The sequence below is a fragment of the Paraburkholderia fungorum genome (assembly GCF_046026025.1).
Taxonomy (GTDB): Bacteria; Pseudomonadota; Gammaproteobacteria; order Burkholderiales; family Burkholderiaceae; genus Paraburkholderia; species Paraburkholderia fungorum_E.
Window position 1 is genome coordinate 172,630 of record NZ_JAQQFL010000011.1, and the last position, 17,136, is coordinate 189,765.

The 17,136-nt window shown below is 61.4% G+C and carries 15 protein-coding genes; 7 read left to right on the top strand and 8 right to left on the bottom strand.

Annotated features, from left to right (window positions below; translation table 11 throughout):
• Window positions 1-85 precede the first annotated feature (85 nt).
• Together PQR67_RS14835 and PQR67_RS14840 are read right to left on the bottom strand one after the other, a co-directional pair.
• Window positions 86-970: a LysR substrate-binding domain-containing protein gene (locus PQR67_RS14835; protein WP_408460236.1), complete on the bottom strand. Its 885-nt coding sequence runs from the start codon at window positions 968-970 to the stop codon at window positions 86-88.
• Window positions 971-1,090: 120 nt separating this feature from the next.
• Window positions 1,091-1,219, bottom strand: coding sequence for a hypothetical protein (locus PQR67_RS14840; protein ID WP_408460238.1), 129 nt, complete (start codon window positions 1,217-1,219; stop codon window positions 1,091-1,093).
• A 125-nt stretch (window positions 1,220-1,344) separates the two neighbouring features.
• Between PQR67_RS14840 and PQR67_RS14845 the strand changes: the two genes are divergently transcribed.
• From PQR67_RS14845 to PQR67_RS14855, 3 genes are all read left to right on the top strand, one after another.
• Complete coding sequence (locus tag PQR67_RS14845; RefSeq protein ID WP_408460241.1) at window positions 1,345-2,997, top strand: alkaline phosphatase family protein; 1,653 nt, start codon at window positions 1,345-1,347, stop codon at window positions 2,995-2,997.
• 192 nt (window positions 2,998-3,189) lie between these two features.
• Entirely contained in the window at window positions 3,190-3,468 is a 279-nt protein-coding gene (locus PQR67_RS14850; RefSeq protein ID WP_408460244.1) for a hypothetical protein, read from the top strand.
• Window positions 3,469-3,487: 19 nt separating this feature from the next.
• Window positions 3,488-4,279, top strand: a complete 792-nt coding sequence (locus PQR67_RS14855; RefSeq protein WP_408460247.1) for a phosphate/phosphite/phosphonate ABC transporter substrate-binding protein — start codon at window positions 3,488-3,490, stop codon at window positions 4,277-4,279.
• 31 nt (window positions 4,280-4,310) lie between these two features.
• Here the strand turns inward: PQR67_RS14855 and PQR67_RS14860 are convergent, their stop codons facing one another.
• The 4 genes from PQR67_RS14860 to PQR67_RS14875 all read right to left on the bottom strand — a co-directional run bounded on the left by PQR67_RS14860 (window position 4,311) and on the right by PQR67_RS14875 (window position 10,146).
• Entirely contained in the window at window positions 4,311-6,350 is a 2,040-nt protein-coding gene (locus tag PQR67_RS14860; RefSeq protein ID WP_408460249.1) for an acetyl/propionyl/methylcrotonyl-CoA carboxylase subunit alpha, read from the bottom strand.
• Window positions 6,351-6,446: 96 nt separating this feature from the next.
• Window positions 6,447-7,232, bottom strand: a complete 786-nt coding sequence (locus PQR67_RS14865) for an enoyl-CoA hydratase/isomerase family protein (protein WP_408460252.1) — start codon at window positions 7,230-7,232, stop codon at window positions 6,447-6,449.
• A 29-nt stretch (window positions 7,233-7,261) separates the two neighbouring features.
• Window positions 7,262-8,869, bottom strand: coding sequence for a carboxyl transferase domain-containing protein (locus PQR67_RS14870; RefSeq protein ID WP_408460254.1), 1,608 nt, complete (start codon window positions 8,867-8,869; stop codon window positions 7,262-7,264).
• Between the two features lie 95 nt (window positions 8,870-8,964).
• Window positions 8,965-10,146, bottom strand: coding sequence for an isovaleryl-CoA dehydrogenase (locus tag PQR67_RS14875; protein WP_408460256.1), 1,182 nt, complete (start codon window positions 10,144-10,146; stop codon window positions 8,965-8,967).
• 277 nt (window positions 10,147-10,423) lie between these two features.
• Here PQR67_RS14875 and PQR67_RS14880 point away from each other — a divergent pair, with 277 nt between their 5' ends.
• From PQR67_RS14880 to PQR67_RS14890, 3 genes are all read left to right on the top strand, one after another.
• Window positions 10,424-11,167, top strand: a complete 744-nt coding sequence (locus tag PQR67_RS14880; RefSeq protein ID WP_408460348.1) for a TetR/AcrR family transcriptional regulator — start codon at window positions 10,424-10,426, stop codon at window positions 11,165-11,167.
• A gap of 753 nt (window positions 11,168-11,920) precedes the next feature.
• Complete coding sequence (locus PQR67_RS14885; RefSeq protein ID WP_408460258.1) at window positions 11,921-12,727, top strand: DUF72 domain-containing protein; 807 nt, start codon at window positions 11,921-11,923, stop codon at window positions 12,725-12,727.
• 114 nt (window positions 12,728-12,841) lie between these two features.
• On the top strand, window positions 12,842-13,960 hold the full coding sequence (locus tag PQR67_RS14890; protein WP_408460260.1) for a 3-deoxy-7-phosphoheptulonate synthase: 1,119 nt from the start codon (window positions 12,842-12,844) through the stop codon (window positions 13,958-13,960).
• Window positions 13,961-14,223: 263 nt separating this feature from the next.
• On the opposite strand, the gene PQR67_RS14895 is transcribed toward PQR67_RS14890, so the two are convergent.
• Window positions 14,224-14,502, bottom strand: coding sequence for an HU family DNA-binding protein (locus PQR67_RS14895; RefSeq protein WP_006049832.1), 279 nt, complete (start codon window positions 14,500-14,502; stop codon window positions 14,224-14,226).
• A gap of 187 nt (window positions 14,503-14,689) precedes the next feature.
• Window positions 14,690-14,965 (bottom strand): hypothetical protein, encoded by a 276-nt coding sequence (locus tag PQR67_RS14900; RefSeq protein WP_408460263.1) that lies wholly within the window; start codon window positions 14,963-14,965, stop codon window positions 14,690-14,692.
• Between the two features lie 195 nt (window positions 14,966-15,160).
• Between PQR67_RS14900 and PQR67_RS14905 the strand changes: the two genes are divergently transcribed.
• Window positions 15,161-17,128, top strand: coding sequence for a putative bifunctional diguanylate cyclase/phosphodiesterase (locus PQR67_RS14905; protein WP_408460265.1), 1,968 nt, complete (start codon window positions 15,161-15,163; stop codon window positions 17,126-17,128).
• Window positions 17,129-17,136 lie beyond the last annotated feature (8 nt).

Consider the following 17,136-nt stretch of genomic DNA (forward strand, 5'->3'; position numbering starts at 1 on the left):
CATGACGACGAGCATAGGCAGCCGCCGTCGAGCGGACAATCGACTTTTTCGAATCCGTCTTTGACTTTTTGTTAAAAGGTGACGCTCACACCTGAACTTGCGTAGCCAACCAGTCGCGGAAGATTTTCAGCTCTTCAGAGGGACGCCGCCCCGTCGGCCACGCGAAGTAATACGTGTAGCCGCCGCGGTCGAGTTCAAGGCGAAACGGTTGAACCAGCTGGCCACTGTCGAGCTCGGCGCGGATCAGTGCCTTTTGCGCGATAGCGACGCCGTGCCCTTCGATTGCAGCCTGATAAGCAAGCAGCGACGTCTCGTAACGCATCGCCGGCCGCTTGACGCGTGAGGGGAAGCCAGCCGCCTCCAGCCATAACGACCAGTCATCCGGCCGTGCGAGCGAGTGCAACATCGTTTCGCCCCGCAATTTCCCCTGCGCTTTCAGCTTGAGCGACGGCGCCGCAACCGGCACCAGTTCGTTCGGAATCAGGCGCTGCACGCGCAGGCCGGGCCAGCTACCGGCACCCAGCTGGATTCCACCATCGATGTCTTCACGCGCGAAATCCAGCAGCACGGATGACGTCGTCAACTGAACGTCGATCTCCTTGTGCAGTCTGTGGAAGCTCGCAAGGCGCGGAATCAGCCAGCGCACGGCGAAGGTGGCGGGGGAACGAATCTTCAGTACACGCGCGCCGCCTTCTCTCCCGCGAGCGCTATCTGCCGCGTGGCGCAGCGATGCGAAGATCGGAATCAGTTCGGCAAGATAACGCGCGCCGGCTGGAGTCAGCTCGAGACGCCCTTTGACACGCTCGAAGAGCGCAACGCCAAGATAGGTCTCAAGCGTCCTGACCTGCCGGCTGACCGCGGCCGGCGTGACAGCGAGTTCGTCTGCGGCCTTCGAGATACTGAGGAGCCTACCGGTCGCCTCGAACGCGCGGGTCGGGTTCAGCGGGGGAAGAGGTTGGCGGCGATCCATGCGCGTGCTCGAAGTGGACGGAGAAACGTCGCAAGCGTTTGGGTTATGCGCTTGGGTTATCAATGCGTTCACTTATTGTAGCCGAGCAGATCCGCGGGTTAACCACCGTCCCGACATCCGTCATGTCGCCATCACGATGCGCACTAGCACGCCCGTCAGCGCATCCGCTTCGAACGTGGCGCTGACATTCACGAAGCACTCCTCAAACTCGGCTGCCGCCCCCCCGCACGCGCTCCGCAAGAGCGCCATGCCCGGTTACGAGGATCCTTGTAATAAAATGTAATTGAAAGTCGATATTCATCGCTTGGACGTAATTTGTCTGCAAATTGCATCTCGCTTCGCACGAATTCCCCAACGAGCAAACGAGGTGAACGATGAAAGCGACACGGAGATGGTCAGCGGGTCTGGCAGCGCTTGGCGCAGGCGCGCTCGCTCTAGGTAGTGCACTCGCGCCTGCACAGGCGAGTGAGACGGACGGTATCAAGCATGTCTTGCTCATCAGTTTCGACGGCTTGCACGAGCAGGACGTGGCACGTTGCATAGGCGGCAATACCTGTCCGAATCTCGCACTGCTTGCGAAATCGGGCGTCACGTACGCGAACGCGTTTACACCTGGACTTTCCGATTCGTTCCCGGGCCTCACCGCACTCGTAACAGGTGGCTCGCCTAAATCCGCCGGTCTTTTCTACGACGTCACATACGACCGCACGCTCTACGCGCCCAACGACACGGGTTGCGTCGGCAAGCAGGGCTGGAACGTCGTGTTCGACGAAACCACCGGCAAGGACGGCGAAAACGGCGGCCCGCTCGTGCACCTCGACGGCGGCGGCGCGTTCAATCCGCAGGCCATCCCACGTGCTCGCGTAGGCGCGAAGTGCGTACCCGTCTATCCGCACGACTACGTGAAGACGAACACGATCTTCGAGGTCGTCAAGGAGCACATGCCCAATTCGTACACCGCGTGGGCCGACAAGCACGCGTGGGGCTACGACTGGCTGAACGGCCCGTCGGGCCGCGGCGTGGACGATCTCGCGCGCACCGAGATCAATTCGATCGACCCCGCCACCAACACGTACTACCTCGACACGTATACGCATACCGAGAAGTTCGATGACTATCACGTGCAGGCGCTCATCAACGAGATGGGCGGCAAGGACGCCACCGGCACGCGCGACGAACCGGTGCCGACGCTCTTCGGCACCAACTTCCAGACGCTGAGCGTGGCGGAGAAAGCCACCGTGGCGACGGGTGGCGGCTATCTCGACGCCGACTTCACGCCGGGTCCGCAAGTGACGGGCGCAATCAGCTATCTCGACAATGCGCTCGGCCGCATCGTTGCCGCGCTCCAGCAGCAGAACCTCTACTCGTCCACGCTCATCATCGTGACCGCCAAGCACGGCCAGTCGCCCACCGATCACACGAAACTCGTGAAGAACGGCGACACGCTCACGAAGTTGCTTGAAGCGAACAACTATCTGGATCCGAACGGCAACTTCGGCCAGAACAACACGAAGAGCGGCAACCTGAACGACGGCACGGGTCTCGTCAACACCGGCTTCGTGCAGACGGACGACGTGGGGCTCATCTGGCTGCGCGATCAATCGCAGCGCGAAGCGGTGGTCTCGACGCTTAAGAAGAATCTCTCGTGCAATGCGCCTGGCATCTGCGCGGATGGCCCGCAGGCGTACATACTCTCCGGCCCCTCCCTCGTGAGCCGTTTCGGCGATCCGGCGCAAGGCCGCACGCCCGATATCATCGTGCAGCCGAATCCCGGCGTGATCTACACGTCGAGCACGGCGAAGGATGAAGAGCACGGCGGCAATGCGCCCGACGACAGCCACCTCGGCCTCGTCGTTTCCTATGCGGGGCTGCACCACCCGGGCCGCAGGGTCGATGAGCGCGTCACGACCACGCAGGTCGCGCCCACCATCCTGAAGGCGTTCGATCTCGATCCGCGCCTGCTGCATTCCGTTGCCCTGGAAGGCACGCGCGCGTTGCCGGGCCTCGGTCTGAGAAACGGCGAGTAACGCACGTAGGCACGTAGGCACGTAGCAGCGCGGGCCGGCATTGCGCGCGAAGCGCCGGCCCGCGAATCACGTCAATGCGGCGGCTACGCGTGCTGCAATAGCGCCAATTTCACATCAAATGCCGGTTTTCCCACAGACTGAAAGCCAGGAACCGCTCAGCCTGATGACTCGGGCAGGCGGTGGGAGATGGCGATGTCGGTATATGTCGATGAAGGATTCAGGCCCTGTGTCACGGAATGCGCGACCGTCGCCTTCCGGGTCTGTTTTGACGAGCGGGTGCAGATCTTCGAGGTCAGCGCCGAAGCACTGGTGACCTATTGCGGGGCCGCGAGCAAGCGGCGTAAGGATCTGCTCGTTGCGTTCGAGAACGCGCAACTCGAGATACTGAAGGTGGTGGAATGTAAATGGCCGTTCAAACACAGCGAGCCCGTGCGGCTGGGGCTCGACGAATTCCGAATGGTCAGACATTAGGTGTGCCAGAATTGCGGCCATGACCTGGATCGCCGCCCTGCCGATGTACAACGTGACGCCCGCGCTCGCTACTGCGTGGCGCGACTGGCTTGACGACGTCTTGAGCAGGGTGAAGCCGGCCTGCCGCATCGTCGAACCCGACGAGGAGCTGCACGGTTTCTGGCGGCGCCCTAACGTGCTGCTCTCGCAAACCTGCGGCTATCCCCTGATGCACGGTCTGAACGAGCAGGTTCAACTGGTCGCCACGCCACAATTCGATGCGCCCGGCTGCGAAGGCGCGGATTATTCGAGCGTACTGGTCACGCGGGTTTCGGCGCCGTTCGAATCGCTCGCGGCGTGCCGCGGCGCACGGGCTGCTTACAATCAGGACGATTCTAATAGCGGCATGAACGTGTTTCGCCACGCGGTGGCGCCGCTGGCGCGCAATGACGCGTTTTTCAGCGCGGTCCTGCGCACCGGTTCGCATCTCGGATCATTGCGTGCGGTAGTGGAGAATCGCGCGGACGTCGCCGCAATCGACTGCGTGACGTTCGCGTTTGTCTGCGATGAATTGCCTGAACTGGCGCAGCAGGTTCGGCAAATCGGCGTGACGGCAGCGTCGCCGGGCTTGCCTTTGATCGCCTCCAGCCACGTGCCGTTCGCGATGATCATGACGCTGCGCGAGGCCCTGAGCGAAGCGCACCTCGCCCAGCCAGAGCGTGCCAAACGCCTGCGTTTGAAGGGTTTTTCCACGTTGCCGCTCGCGGACTACGAACGGATCGAGCACCTTGAAAACGAAGCGCGTGCCGTCGGCTATGCGCGCCTCGTTTAACCAACATTTAACCCACGTTCAAGCCTCGCGCCTAGCCGACATCCAGCACCAGAAGCTGCGCCCCATCGGCAACCTGATCGCCAACCGCATACAGTACTTCCGACACCGTGCCTGCCGCCGGCGCGCCGATCGTGTGCTCCATTTTCATCGCTTCCATCACGATCAGCGGCGTGCCCTTCTCCACCACCGTGCCGGGTTCGACCAGCACCGCGATCACCTTGCCCGGCATCGGCGCGGTCAAGCGGCCTTCGCCGCCCTCAACATCCGCGGCATGTGCGAGCAGGTTCTGCCACTCGAACGCCAGCGCCTCGCCGAGGCAGAACACGTGGAACGTATCGGCGTCGATGAAAACGCGCCCCGTTACCCGTGCATCGCCAATCGTTGCGCGGTATTCGTGCTCGCCCGTGCCACCCGACCACGTGAAGTCCTCGCGCAAGCCCTCATGTTCGAGCGTTTGCGTGGCGCCGTCGCGGGCAAACGTGACGGTGAAAACGCTCTCGTTGTCGCCGCTGTGGTCGACGTTGCGCCACCCCAGGGTCTGCAAGTAGCCGCTATTCAGGCGCCAGTGCGACAGCGCATCCCACGGCGACGCGCCATGTGCGGTACCGCCTTCGCGCGTCAGTAACGCGGCACAGGCGAGCGCCAGGGCTTCCTTGAAGGGCTTCCTGACAGGTGCGAACAACGCATCGTGATGACGCTCGATCAAACCCGTATCGAGATCGCCGGTCGCGAACGGTTCGCTCGTCACGATGCGCTGCAGGAACTCGACGTTGGTATGCGGACCCACCACTTCGCACGCTCGCAGTGCGCGATTCATCCGCGCGAGCGCTTCTTCACGCGTCGCACCGTGAACGATCAGCTTGGCGATCATCGGATCGTAGAACGGCGTGATGGTGTCGCCTTCGCGCACGCCGCTGTCGATGCGCACCGGCGCCTTGCGGTCCGGCTCGCCTGAACCGGCCGCGCCAATGGTGAACTCGACGCCTTCGGGCATGCGCAGATGCTTGAGCGTGCCCGTAGACGGCAGGAAACCGCGTGCGGGATGCTCTGCGTAAATACGCGCTTCGATCGCGTGGCCGTCGATTTTCAGCTCTTGCTGCGTGAGCGGCAGCGGTAGATCCGCGGCGACCCGCAGTTGCCATTCCACCAGGTCCTGCCCCGTCACCATTTCCGTGACCGGATGCTCGACCTGCAGGCGCGTGTTCATCTCCATGAAGTAGAAATCGCCGGTGCCGGTCATGATGAACTCGACCGTGCCCGCGCCGACGTAATTCACCGCGCGCGCGGCGGCCACCGCTGCTTCGCCCATCTCGCGTTTGATCTCCGCGGATAAGCCCGGCGCCGGCGCTTCTTCCAGCACTTTCTGATGACGCCGCTGCACCGAGCAGTCGCGGTCGAACAGATACACCGCGCCGCCGTGACGGTCGGCGAACACCTGCACTTCCACGTGACGCGGTCGCGTCAGATACTTTTCGATCAGCACACGATCGTTGCCGAAACTGCTGGCCGCTTCGCGTTTGCACGATGCCAACGCCGCCGCGAAATCTTCGGTGCGTTCGACGACGCGCATGCCTTTGCCGCCGCCGCCCGCGCTTGCCTTCAGCAAGACCGGATAGCCGATCGCATCGGCCTCGCGATGCAACAACTGCGGATCCTGATCGTCGCCGTGATAACCCGGCACGAGCGGCACGGCAGCCGCATGCATCAGCGCCTTGGCGGCCGCCTTCGAGCCCATCGCAGCAATCGCTTCGACCGGCGGTCCGATGAAGACAATGCCGGCCGCTTCGCAGGCATGCGCGAAGTCTTCGTTTTCCGACAGGAAGCCGTAGCCCGGATGCACTGCCTGTGCGCCCGTGGCGCGCGCGGCTTCGATGATGCGTTCGACGCGCAGATAGCTTTCAGCCGCGGTCGATCCGCCGATATGCACGGCCTCGTCACAGGCGGCCACGTGTTTGGCGTTGGCGTCCGCATCGGAATACACGGCCACGCTCGCGATGCCGAGCCGTTTGCAGGTCGCGGCGACACGGCACGCAATCTCGCCGCGGTTGGCAATCAGGATCTTGTTGAACATGAGGTGTCTCGGTGATTGTCCGAAGTGCCCCGTCAGGGGCTGGGTTGTTCTGGTGAAGGCCCGCCTGCGCCTCGGAATAAATGCCTTCCCGGCAACTCAATTGCGCCAGGACGGCGTGCGCTTTTCGAGGAACGACGCGACGCCTTCGCGGCCTTCCGCACCGGCACGGGTACGCGCAATGCGCGCCGCCGTCTCCTCGATCATGGCTTCGTTCAATTCGTGCCCGGCGATGTCCTGCACGAGTTGCTTGCACGCACGCACCGCCTGCGGACCGTTTGCACAAAGCGTTTCCGCGATCTGCTGCACGGTAGCGTCGAGTTGCTCCATGCCCACCACTTCGCTGACGAGACCCAGGCGATACGCCGTCGAGCAATCGAACTGCTCGGCGGTCGTGAAGTAGCGCCGCGACGCCTGCTCGCCCAACGCGCGGATCACGTACGGCGCGATGGTCGCCGGGATCAGGCCGAGACGCGCCTCCGAGAGGCAGAAACGCGCGCTCTCCACCGCAACGACGATATCGCATGCCGAGATCAGGCCCATGCCGCCCGCGTATGCGTCGCCGTTGACGCGTGCGATCACCGGCTTGTTGCAGCGGTAGATCGACGACAGCATGTTGGCGAGCAGCATCGCGTCAGCGCGGTTCTCGTCGTCCGAGTAACCGGCCATCTTCTTCATCCAGTTCAGATCGGCGCCCGCACAGAACGCCTTGCCGTTCGCGGCGAGCACCACCGCGCGCACGTCGTCGCGCGCGTTCAGGGCCGTGAAGGCCGACGTCACTTCGGCGATCATGGTTTCATTGAACGCGTTGCGCACGTCCGGCCGGTTCAGCGTGACCGTGGCGATCTGGTCGGCGAAAGCGACATTCAGCGTTTCGTATTGCATCGTTGCAGTTCCTCGCGCGTCGCGCTCCGTCACATTCTGAACACGCCGAAACGCGTGTCTTCGATCGGCGCATTCATCGTCGCCGAGAGGCCGAGACCGAGCACGTCGCGCGTTTGCGCCGGATCGATCACGCCGTCGTCCCACAAGCGTGCGCTCGCGTAATACGGGTGGCCCTGATGTTCGTACTGGTCGCGGATCGGCTGCTTGAACGCCTCTTCCTCTTCGGCGTTCCACGAACCGCCCTTGCCTTCGATGCCGTCGCGCTTGACCGTGGCCAGCACCGACGCTGCCTGTTCGCCGCCCATCACCGAAATGCGCGCGTTCGGCCACATCCACAGGAAGCGCGGCGAATAGGCGCGGCCGCACATGCCGTAGTTGCCGGCGCCGAACGAACCGCCGATGATCACCGTGAACTTCGGCACCTTGGCCGTCGCCACGGCCGTCACCATCTTCGCGCCATTGCGCGCGATACCTTCGTTTTCGTACTTGCGGCCCACCATGAAACCCGTGATGTTCTGCAGGAACACCAGCGGAATCTTGCGCTGGCAGCACAGTTCGATGAAATGCGCGCCCTTGAGCGCCGACTCCGAAAACAGGATGCCGTTGTTCGCGATGATGCCGACCGGATGCCCCCAGATATGCGCGAAGCCACATACGAGCGTGGTGCCGTAACGGGCCTTGAATTCGTCGAAAGCGGAATCGTCGACGATGCGCGCGATCACCTCGCGAATATCGAACGGCTTGCGCGTATCCACCGGAATCACACCGTACATGCTCTTCACGTCATAGCGCGGCGGCTTCGGCTCCTGCAACGCCACCGGTACCTGTTTCGTGCGATTCAGATTGCCGACGATACTGCGTGCAATGCCCAACGCGTGCGCGTCGTTCTGCGCGAGATGATCGACCACGCCCGACAGACGCGTATGCACGTCGCCGCCGCCCAGGTCTTCCGCGCTCACCACTTCGCCGGTGGCGGCTTTGACGAGCGGAGGGCCGCCCAGAAAAATCGTCCCCTGATTCTTGACGATGATCGATTCATCGCTCATGGCCGGCACATAGGCGCCGCCTGCCGTGCACGAACCCATCACGACGGCGATTTGCGGAATGCCGGCTGCGGACAGATTGGCCTGGTTGAAGAAGATGCGGCCGAAGTGATCGCGATCGGGGAACACGTCGTCCTGATTCGGCAGATTCGCGCCGCCCGAGTCGACCAGATAGACACACGGCAAACGGTTTTCGGCGGCGATTTCCTGCGCCCGCACGTGTTTTTTCACGGTGACCGGGTAGTAGGTGCCGCCTTTGACCGTCGCGTCGTTGCAGACGATCACGCACTCCTGCCCCGCGATGCGGCCAATGCCGGTGATGACACCTGCGCCGGGCGCATCGTTGTGGTACATGCCATAGGCCGCGAGTTGCGAGAACTCGAGAAACGGCGTACCCGGATCGAGCAGTTTCTCGATCCGCTCGCGCGGCAGCAGTTTGCCGCGGCCCGTGTGTTTATCGCGCGCCGCCTGGCCGCCGCCCAGCGCGAGTTTCTCGATCTTCGCGCGAAGATCGGCGACCAGCGCTTCGAGCGCGGCTGCGTTGGTGCGGAAGTCGTCCGAGCGCGGATTCAGCTTTGATTCGATAATCGCCATTAGGTGGCTTCTCCTGTGTCGACCAGAGTTAGCGCTTTAGCTGTCGACCGGAGTTAGCGCTTTAGCGCTTACTCGGGTCCCATGCAGAGCTAGATTCAAACCGTCTCGGCGAACAGTTCGCGGCCAATCAGCATGCGGCGGATTTCGCTCGTGCCCGCGCCGATTTCATAGAGTTTGGCATCGCGCCACAAACGGCCGACAGGATACTCGTTGATATAACCATTGCCGCCGAGAATCTGGATCGCCTCGCCGGCCATCCACGTCGCTTTTTCAGCGGTGTAGAGAATCACGCCCGCGCAGTCCTTACGCACCTGACGCACGTGATCCTTGCCGAGCGTATCGAGTTGACGGCCCACCGCGTACAGATACGCGCGGCACGCTTGCAATGTGGTGTACAGATCGGCGACCTTGCCCTGAATCAGCTGGAATTCGCCGATCGGCTGGCCGAACTGCTTGCGATCATGGATATACGGCACGACCGCATCCATCACCGCGACCATGATGCCGGTCGGGCCGCCGGCGAGCACGGCGCGCTCGTAATCGAGGCCGCTCATCAGCACCTTCACGCCGCCGTTCAACTGGCCAAGAATATTTTCTTCCGGCACTTCAACGTCCTGGAACACCAGTTCGCCGGTATGCGAGCCACGCATGCCGAGTTTGTCGAGCTTTTGCGCAACCGAGAAGCCCTTCATACCTTTCTCGACGATAAACGCGGTGATGCCGCGCGAATTCGCTTCGAGGTCGGTTTTTGCATAGACGACGAGCGTGTCGCAATCCGGGCCATTAGTGATCCACATCTTCGTGCCGTTCAGCACATAGCGATCGCCCTTCTTGTCCGCGCGCAGTTTCATGCTGACCACGTCCGAGCCCGCGTTCGGCTCGCTCATGGCGAGTGCGCCCACGTGCTCGCCGGAAACCAGCTTGGGCAGATACTTTTCCTTTTGCGAGGCCGTGCCGTTGCGATGAATCTGGTTGACGCACAGATTCGAGTGCGCGCCGTAAGAGAGACCGACCGATGCCGACGCGCGCGAGATTTCTTCCATCGCGATCATGTGCGCCGTGTAGCCCATATTCGCGCCGCCGTACTCCTCCGAGACCGTCATGCCGAGCACGCCCAGGTCGCCGAATTTGCGCCACAGGTCCATGGGGAACTGATCCGTACGATCGATTTCCGCGGCACGCGGGGCGATTTCTTTGGCGGCGAAGCCCGCGATGCTGTCACGCAGCATTTCGATTTCTTCGCCGAGTGGGAATTGCAAACCGGGCAGGTTGCTCATTGCTGTGTCTCCAGAGTTCGTTGGCGGCCGGTCAACCTGGGTAGGCGCGGCGGGTCTGAGTGCGGCTCAGCGGACGGCGGCGGCCTTGTGGGCCGCCCTCACCACCCCGCACGAGGCGCGAAACGTTCAAGCCGCATTTCACGCTAGATTTACGTAAGCGTCAATAGGTATTTTGAGTAACACTCAGAAATTGATCTCCACAACGCTGGCGCTGCCATAGCGTGATAATATCGCCGTCATCGGGGCTATACGCCTCACAAAACTGAACTTGACTCATATGACGGTTGCCTTGAAGGCTGAGCTACCTGCCTCGCGCCGCCAACCGGCCGGGCGCAAATCCCAGCAGCGCGTGAGAGAGATCTTGCAGGCGGGACGCGACGTATTCTCCGAGAAGGGTTACGAGCGCGCGACGACGGCGGAGATTGCGCAGCGTCTAGGCATTTCCGAGGCGACCGTATTCAGTTATTTCCGCGGCAAGCGTGAGTTATGTGCGCGGGTAATCGGCGACTGGTACGACGAGATCATTGAAGCGATCGAATCCGGTCTGCCGCGTGACGGCAATGTGCGGCAGCAGTTCGCTTTTATTGTGCGCACGCATTTGCGGCTGATGCTGGTCAATGGCACTGACCTGTGTGCTCTGGTGTTGTCCGAGGGCCGGGCCCGGCATCATGAGTTGAGTGAGGCGTTGACTGAATTGCAGCGGCGGTACACGGCGCCGTTGATGCGGGTGCTGGCGCGGGGCCAGGAGACTGGGCAGATACGGGCTGATATGCCGTTGAGGCTGCTGCGCTCGATGGTGTTCGGGCCGATGGAGCATGTGCTGTGGGATGCTACGTTGACGAATCGGCAGATTGATATTGACGCTACCGCGGATCAGTTGATCGATGTTTTGTGGGCGGCGTTGATGCCGCCGGATCTGGCTGTTAGTGCTTTGCAGCAGTTCAGAGCCGAGGTGGCTGAGGCGAATCGGCGGTTTGAAGAGGTGGCTCGTGGTACAGAGGGGGCGCCTGGTGGCGTGTAGTTGGGGTTGTTTTGGGTTTTTTGCCTGCGCGGCGCTGGTTGTCTGGTTGTCTATGGTGTTGGCCTTTCCTTGCTTTGTTAGTGGTCTATTAGCGTTGCCCCTGTGCGGGGCGGCACCTACTTTTCTTTGCCTGCCGCAAAGCAAAGTAGGCAAAAGAAAGCGGCTCAAACCGCTAGTTCTTAAGCGGGTCCCCCGCGCAGTCGCGGGAGTGGTGCATCTGGAATCTGTGTTCTCGCACACTCCGCGTCTGTGACACAGCAGTCATTCTTCCGGCGGCGCTGCGCGCGCCGACGCGCAGTTCATAAAACCACCCGTTGCGTTTTCTGGCGCTTCGCCTCGGCGAAGCCGATGGCTCCCACCGCGCGCAACGAAGCACCCGCTTTCCCTGGCAGACCCATCCGCGACGCACGTAGTGCGGAGTGGGAGCTGATGAGCCCTTTGTCGCTAACGCGGAGTGTGCGAGAGCACGGATTCCAGATGCACCACTACCGTGACTGTGCGGGGGACCCGCTTATAAGCTGGCGGTGTGAAGCCGCTTTCTTTGCTTATCTTTCTTTGCGGCGGCAAAGAAAGTAAGTGCCGCCCCGCACAGGGGCGACGCTAATACACCACTAACAATTCAAGGAAAGGCCAAAAAAATCCAGACCAGGAAAAAGCCACAACAACAAACACACAGACAACAAGCGCCACGCAGGCAAAAACCAAAAAATACGCTAACCTACCTCTCCCACCAAAGCCAAACCGAAAACCAGAATGCCATCCCCCAAACCCGGCAAAATCCGAATCGGCATAGGCGGATGGACCTACGCCCCCTGGCGAGGCACCTTCTACCCAACAGACCTCACGCAAAGCCGCGAACTCCAGCACGCGAGTAAAAACCTCACATCGATAGAAATCAACGGCACCTTCTACGGCCTGCAAAAACCCACAAGCTACGAAAAGTGGTACCAGGAAACCCCGGAAGATTTCGTCTTCTCGCTAAAAGCCCCCCGCTACGCAACAAACAGAAAAATCCTGGCGGACGCCAACGAAACCATCGAACGCTTCTTCGCGAGCGGCGTACTACTGCTAAAACAGAAGCTGGGCCCGATCAACTGGCAATTCGCCACCACCAAAAAATTCGACCCCGAAGACTTCGAAGCCTTCCTGAAACTGCTGCCGGCCAGCATAGAAGGCCAGAAGCTGAAACACGCGATCGAAGTGCGTAACGACACCTTCAAGACCCCTGAATTCATCGCGCTAGCCAGAAAGTACAAAGTCGCCGTCGTGCTGGCGGCCGACAGCGATTACCCGCAAATCGCCGACATCACCGCGCCTTTCGTCTACGCCCGCATCATGGGGACAAGCGACAAGGAAGCCCAAGGCTATTCGACCAAAACGCTCGGCACCTGGGTCGAACGCATCCGCCAGCTTGCCGCAGGCACGACGCCGGACGACCTGGAAACCTCGGCAGCAGCGCCTGCAAAAACCACCGCGCGCGATGTCTACCTCTACGTCATCAGCGGCTTCAAGGAACGCAATCCGGCCGCCGCCATGGCGTTGATCAAGCGCCTCGAATAACGGTCATCCAGTCCACTCGCGCGAGTGTCATAATCCCGGCAGCCAGGCAACGCACCGGCATCCGCACATTCGGGCCGCAAGGCCACACCCACATCCAAGGTCCGGGAGAATATTTTGAGCGCCATCGACAATCCTTTGCACGATCAGGAAGTCGGCTCGGCCGACGCCACCCAGGACACCACGCGCATCGACGACGTCCGTATCGGCGCGGTACGTCCGCTGATTTCCCCTGCTCTGTTGCAGGACGAATTGCCTGTGCCGCCATCGGTGCAGACGCTCGTCGAGAAAACCCGCGCGGAAATCGCCGACATTCTGCACGGCCGTGACGACCGGCTTGTGATGATCGTCGGCCCTTGTTCGATTCACGATCACGATCAGGCAATCGAATACGCCCGCAAGCTCAAGGTCGCGGCGCAGACCTACAAGGACGATCTGCTGATCGTCATGCGGGTCTACTTCGAAAAACCGCGCACAACGGTAGGCTGGAAAGGCTATATCAACGACCCGCGTCTCGATGGCAGCTTCCGCATCAATGAGGGTCTGCGTCTCGCACGGCAGCTGCTGCTCGACATCAACGGTCTCGGTCTGCCCACGGCCACCGAATTTCTCGATCTGCTCAGTCCGCAATACATCGCGGATCTGATCGCGTGGGGCGCGATCGGCGCGCGTACGACGGAGAGTCAGAGTCACCGCCAGCTTGCCTCAGGGTTGAGCTGCCCGATCGGCTTCAAGAACGGCACGGACGGCGGCGTGCAAATCGCCGCGGACGCCATCGTCGCGGCGGGCGCAAGTCATGCGTTCATGGGTATGACCAAGATGGGGATGGCGGCGATCTTCGAGACGCGCGGCAATGACGACGCGCACGTTATTTTGCGTGGCGGCAAGAAAGGGCCGAACTACGACAACGCGTCCGTGGAAGCCACCTGCGCAACGCTCAAATCAGCGGGGCTGCGCGAGCAGGTCATGATCGACTGTTCGCATGCGAACTCGGGCAAATCGCATTTGCGTCAACTGGAGGTGGTGCAGGATCTGGCGCAGCAACTCTCGCAGCGCGAGCGCCGCATTATCGGCGTCATGCTCGAAAGTCATCTGGAAGAAGGCCGTCAGGATCTGAAAGCCGGTGTGCCGCTGCGTTACGGCGTTTCGATTACAGACGCCTGCGTGAGCTGGGCGCAAACCGAACCCGTACTCGACACCCTGGCCGAAGCGGCCCGAAAACGGCGCGCGGGCTGAACCCGCCGACGCGGCCTGCACGATCTCGCCTAACCAGCAACCCGAACCAACGGCCAGGAGGCGAGCGTGCATGACGCAAAACCAGAAGCAAACAACCACGGCATCAACGTCAGCGCGCAACCAACGCGCGCCACACGCGCCGCACTAACCACCGATTAAACACGCTCACGGGGTCAGGCAGCGCGTGATTCCTCACACCCGATGCATCGGGCACCGCGCGCTACAGCAACGCGCGTGGATGCTCCGGCGCGAGGCGCGTTGCATTACGACGCGTTGACGGCTTCCTTGAATGCCTTGCCAGCGGTGAACTTCACCGTCTTGGCTGCGGCGATCTGGATCTCCGCACCGGTCGACGGATTGCGGCCCACGCGTGCTGCGCGCGCGCCGGTCGAGAAAGAACCGAAACCGACCAGTTGCACCGTATCACCACCCACCACGGCTTTGGTCACCGCTTCGACGATAGCGTCGATGGTTTGGCCGGTGGCCGCTTTGCTTTCGCCCGTCGCTGCGGCGACTGCATCAATCAGTTCCTGTTTGTTCATAGCACTTCCCGTATGGTAATCATGGAACCGGCGCCACATCTGTTGCGCCGGGACCGACACACTAACGCATAGGCGCATATTCGCGCAAACGTTGGATGTAAGCCTTGTATCGCCCGCCCAGCGGCAATTTGACGTTTTTTTGTGCCAAAGTGCTATAAGAATCGCGCGCTTACGCATTTCTACCGCTTTACGGCTCTCCACGGCGTATCACAATCCGTTGCAATTTCAGTGCTTTAGACGCGGCAAACTGACTGCGGCCATGCTTTTTTACTATGTTATGGTGGATCGCAAAGATTCGGTATTCAGCACCGTGCGCGCTCAGCAATAAAAAATCCGGGAAGCGTAAAACAATGAAAATTCTCCATATTGCAACATGCGCAATGCTTTCGGCATGGTCTGGCGCCACCGCTACGTCCCGTGATGCCACCCGCGCAACGCCGGTCGGCACGGCGAATCGGCCCATGCACCGGCGCCGGGACTCGGCGGCTCTCGTGCACACTCATGCAGCATAAATGACTCGCGCCGCAGTCGCGCGCCGGGCGTATTTACCGCCAGGCCAAGCCGCCCACTTCATTTCCGCTGAAAACGCCCTCAAGGTCTGACCGGCGCTGCCGATATACAAAGCTGCGTGTGCGGCGCAAACGTTATAAGGACGGGAATGGTTCGGTTAGCCAGATTGAGGGAAGCGCTGTCGGTCGCGGAAGGCGACCCTGAGCTCGTGCGCTCGCAACTTCAGGCATTCGGCCGCCAGATACCGCTGCTCTATTTCATTCTGCTCGTGAACACGCTGGCCGTTGCCGTCACGCATCTGGGATCGGCGCCGGCATGGTTGTCCATCTACTTTCCCGGGGCGCTTTGCACGCTGTGCATTATCCGTTGCGCGCGCTGGTGGCGCGCCCGGCACCGGGTTCTGACACATGACAAGGCAGTGCCCGAACTGCGCAAGCTGATCTGGCTCGCGGGCCTGTTCGGCGTCGCCTTCTGCAGCTGGTCGCTCCTGCTGTTTCCCTACGGCTCGCCCTATGAGCAGGCACAAGTCGCGTTCTACATGGCGACGACGGTGGTCGGTTGCGTGTTCTGCCTGATGCATCTGCGAGCGGCCGCGCTGCTTCTGCTTTCAATCGTCATCCTAAGCTTTGCGACGCTTCTCGTTTCCACCCGCTCTCCTGTTTTCATCGCGATGGTGGTCGACATGATGCTGGTCGGCGTCGCACTCGCCTTCATCATCGAACTGTACTACCGGAGTTTTGCCGGTGTCGTGCATGCGCAGCGCGAGTTGCAGGTGAGCCAGCGGAACACGCAAAGACTCAGCGACGACAACTTCCGGCTCGCGAGCATCGACAGTCTGACCGACTTGCCCAACCGGCGCAGCTTCTTCGCCTCGCTGCGTGCGCTATCGGAACAGGCGCTCGGAATCGGCAACGGCTTCAATGTCGGGTTGATCGATCTCGATGGTTTCAAACAGGTCAACGATATCTACGGACATGCAAGCGGCGATCTGGTGCTGCAGGAAGTGGGTGTACGACTGCTGGCGCTCGCCGAGCCCGGCATCTTCTTCGCGCGTCTGGGCGGCGACGAATTTGGCGTGCTGGCCCAGCACAAACTGGCGAATGAAACGCTCGTCGAGTTGGGCGAGCGTATCTGCGAAGCGCTCAGCCAGCCGTACCGGGTGGCCGACAACGTTGCCGAACTGACAGGAACGATCGGCTGGGCAGCGTTTCCTGAAGCGGGCACGACGGTCCAGCAGGTCTTCGAACGCGCCGACGCGGCCTTGTACGTCGGCAAGGAAGGCCGCCGCGGCACGCCGGTGATCTTCTCGACGGAACATGAGACGCGGATCCGCCGCTCGAGCCTCGTTGCCCAGGAACTCCGCCATGCGAACCTGGAATCCGAGCTTTTCCTCGAATTTCAGCCAATTTACGACGCTCACACGCAACGCACCATCGGCATGGAGGCGCTCGGTCGATGGCACAACGAGCGGTTAGGCACGGTCAAGCCGGAGGAATTCATTCGGATTGCCGAGCGTACCGATCTGATTCTGCGCGTTACTGAAGTGCTGCTGCGCAAGGCACTCGATGAAGTATCGCGCTGGCCGCCCGATCTCTATCTGTCGTTCAATCTTTCGGCGATCGATATTTCGACTTCGCCGCGCGCCCGCCGTCTGATCGATATTGTATTGGGCAGCGGCGTGCCCGCGCATCACGTCAACTTCGAGATCACGGAAACCGCGGTCACGCGCGATTTCGAGCAAGCCCACAGTTCGCTCACGATGATCAAGCAAGCCGGCTGCCGGGTCTCGCTCGACGATTTCGGCACCGGTTATTCGAGCCTCAGCTACGTGCATCGCCTGCCCTTCGATACGATCAAGATCGACCGCAGCTTCATGACCGACGTGGATTCCAATAGCGCATCGAAGAAGATCGTCAAGTCGGTGCTCGATCTGTGCAGAAACCTCGGGCTCGAATGCATCGTGGAAGGACTCGAGACGTCATCGCAAGCGGACGTCGTCAAGGCGTTGGGCGCCCGCGCGATGCAGGGTTATCTGTTCGGCAGACCCATGCGGGCGAGCGCTGTCCCTACCTATCTGGAGACGACGCCCGCGCGCGGTCACATCGTTGCGACGTAGGCGCTCAA

Excerpts from the sequence above, each read along its gene's own strand:
- PQR67_RS14850 (WP_408460244.1), top strand. The coding sequence starts at position 3,190 with ATGTCGGTATATGTCGATGAAGGATTCAGGCCCTGTGTCACGGAATGC.
- PQR67_RS14900 (WP_408460263.1), bottom strand. The coding sequence starts at position 14,965 with ATGGGCCGATTCGCCGTGCCGACCGGCGTTGCGCGGGTGGCATCACGG.
- PQR67_RS14895 (WP_006049832.1), bottom strand. The coding sequence starts at position 14,502 with ATGAACAAACAGGAACTGATTGATGCAGTCGCCGCAGCGACGGGCGAA.
- PQR67_RS14875 (WP_408460256.1), bottom strand. The coding sequence starts at position 10,146 with ATGAGCAACCTGCCCGGTTTGCAATTCCCACTCGGCGAAGAAATCGAA.
- PQR67_RS14865 (WP_408460252.1), bottom strand. The coding sequence starts at position 7,232 with ATGCAATACGAAACGCTGAATGTCGCTTTCGCCGACCAGATCGCCACG.
- PQR67_RS14905 (WP_408460265.1), top strand. The coding sequence starts at position 15,161 with ATGGTTCGGTTAGCCAGATTGAGGGAAGCGCTGTCGGTCGCGGAAGGC.
- PQR67_RS14880 (WP_408460348.1), top strand. The coding sequence starts at position 10,424 with ATGACGGTTGCCTTGAAGGCTGAGCTACCTGCCTCGCGCCGCCAACCG.
- PQR67_RS14845 (WP_408460241.1), top strand. The coding sequence starts at position 1,345 with ATGAAAGCGACACGGAGATGGTCAGCGGGTCTGGCAGCGCTTGGCGCA.
- PQR67_RS14835 (WP_408460236.1), bottom strand. The coding sequence starts at position 970 with ATGGATCGCCGCCAACCTCTTCCCCCGCTGAACCCGACCCGCGCGTTC.
- PQR67_RS14885 (WP_408460258.1), top strand. The coding sequence starts at position 11,921 with ATGCCATCCCCCAAACCCGGCAAAATCCGAATCGGCATAGGCGGATGG.
- PQR67_RS14840 (WP_408460238.1), bottom strand. The coding sequence starts at position 1,219 with ATGGCGCTCTTGCGGAGCGCGTGCGGGGGGGCGGCAGCCGAGTTTGAG.
- PQR67_RS14855 (WP_408460247.1), top strand. The coding sequence starts at position 3,488 with ATGACCTGGATCGCCGCCCTGCCGATGTACAACGTGACGCCCGCGCTC.
- PQR67_RS14870 (WP_408460254.1), bottom strand. The coding sequence starts at position 8,869 with ATGGCGATTATCGAATCAAAGCTGAATCCGCGCTCGGACGACTTCCGC.
- PQR67_RS14860 (WP_408460249.1), bottom strand. The coding sequence starts at position 6,350 with ATGTTCAACAAGATCCTGATTGCCAACCGCGGCGAGATTGCGTGCCGT.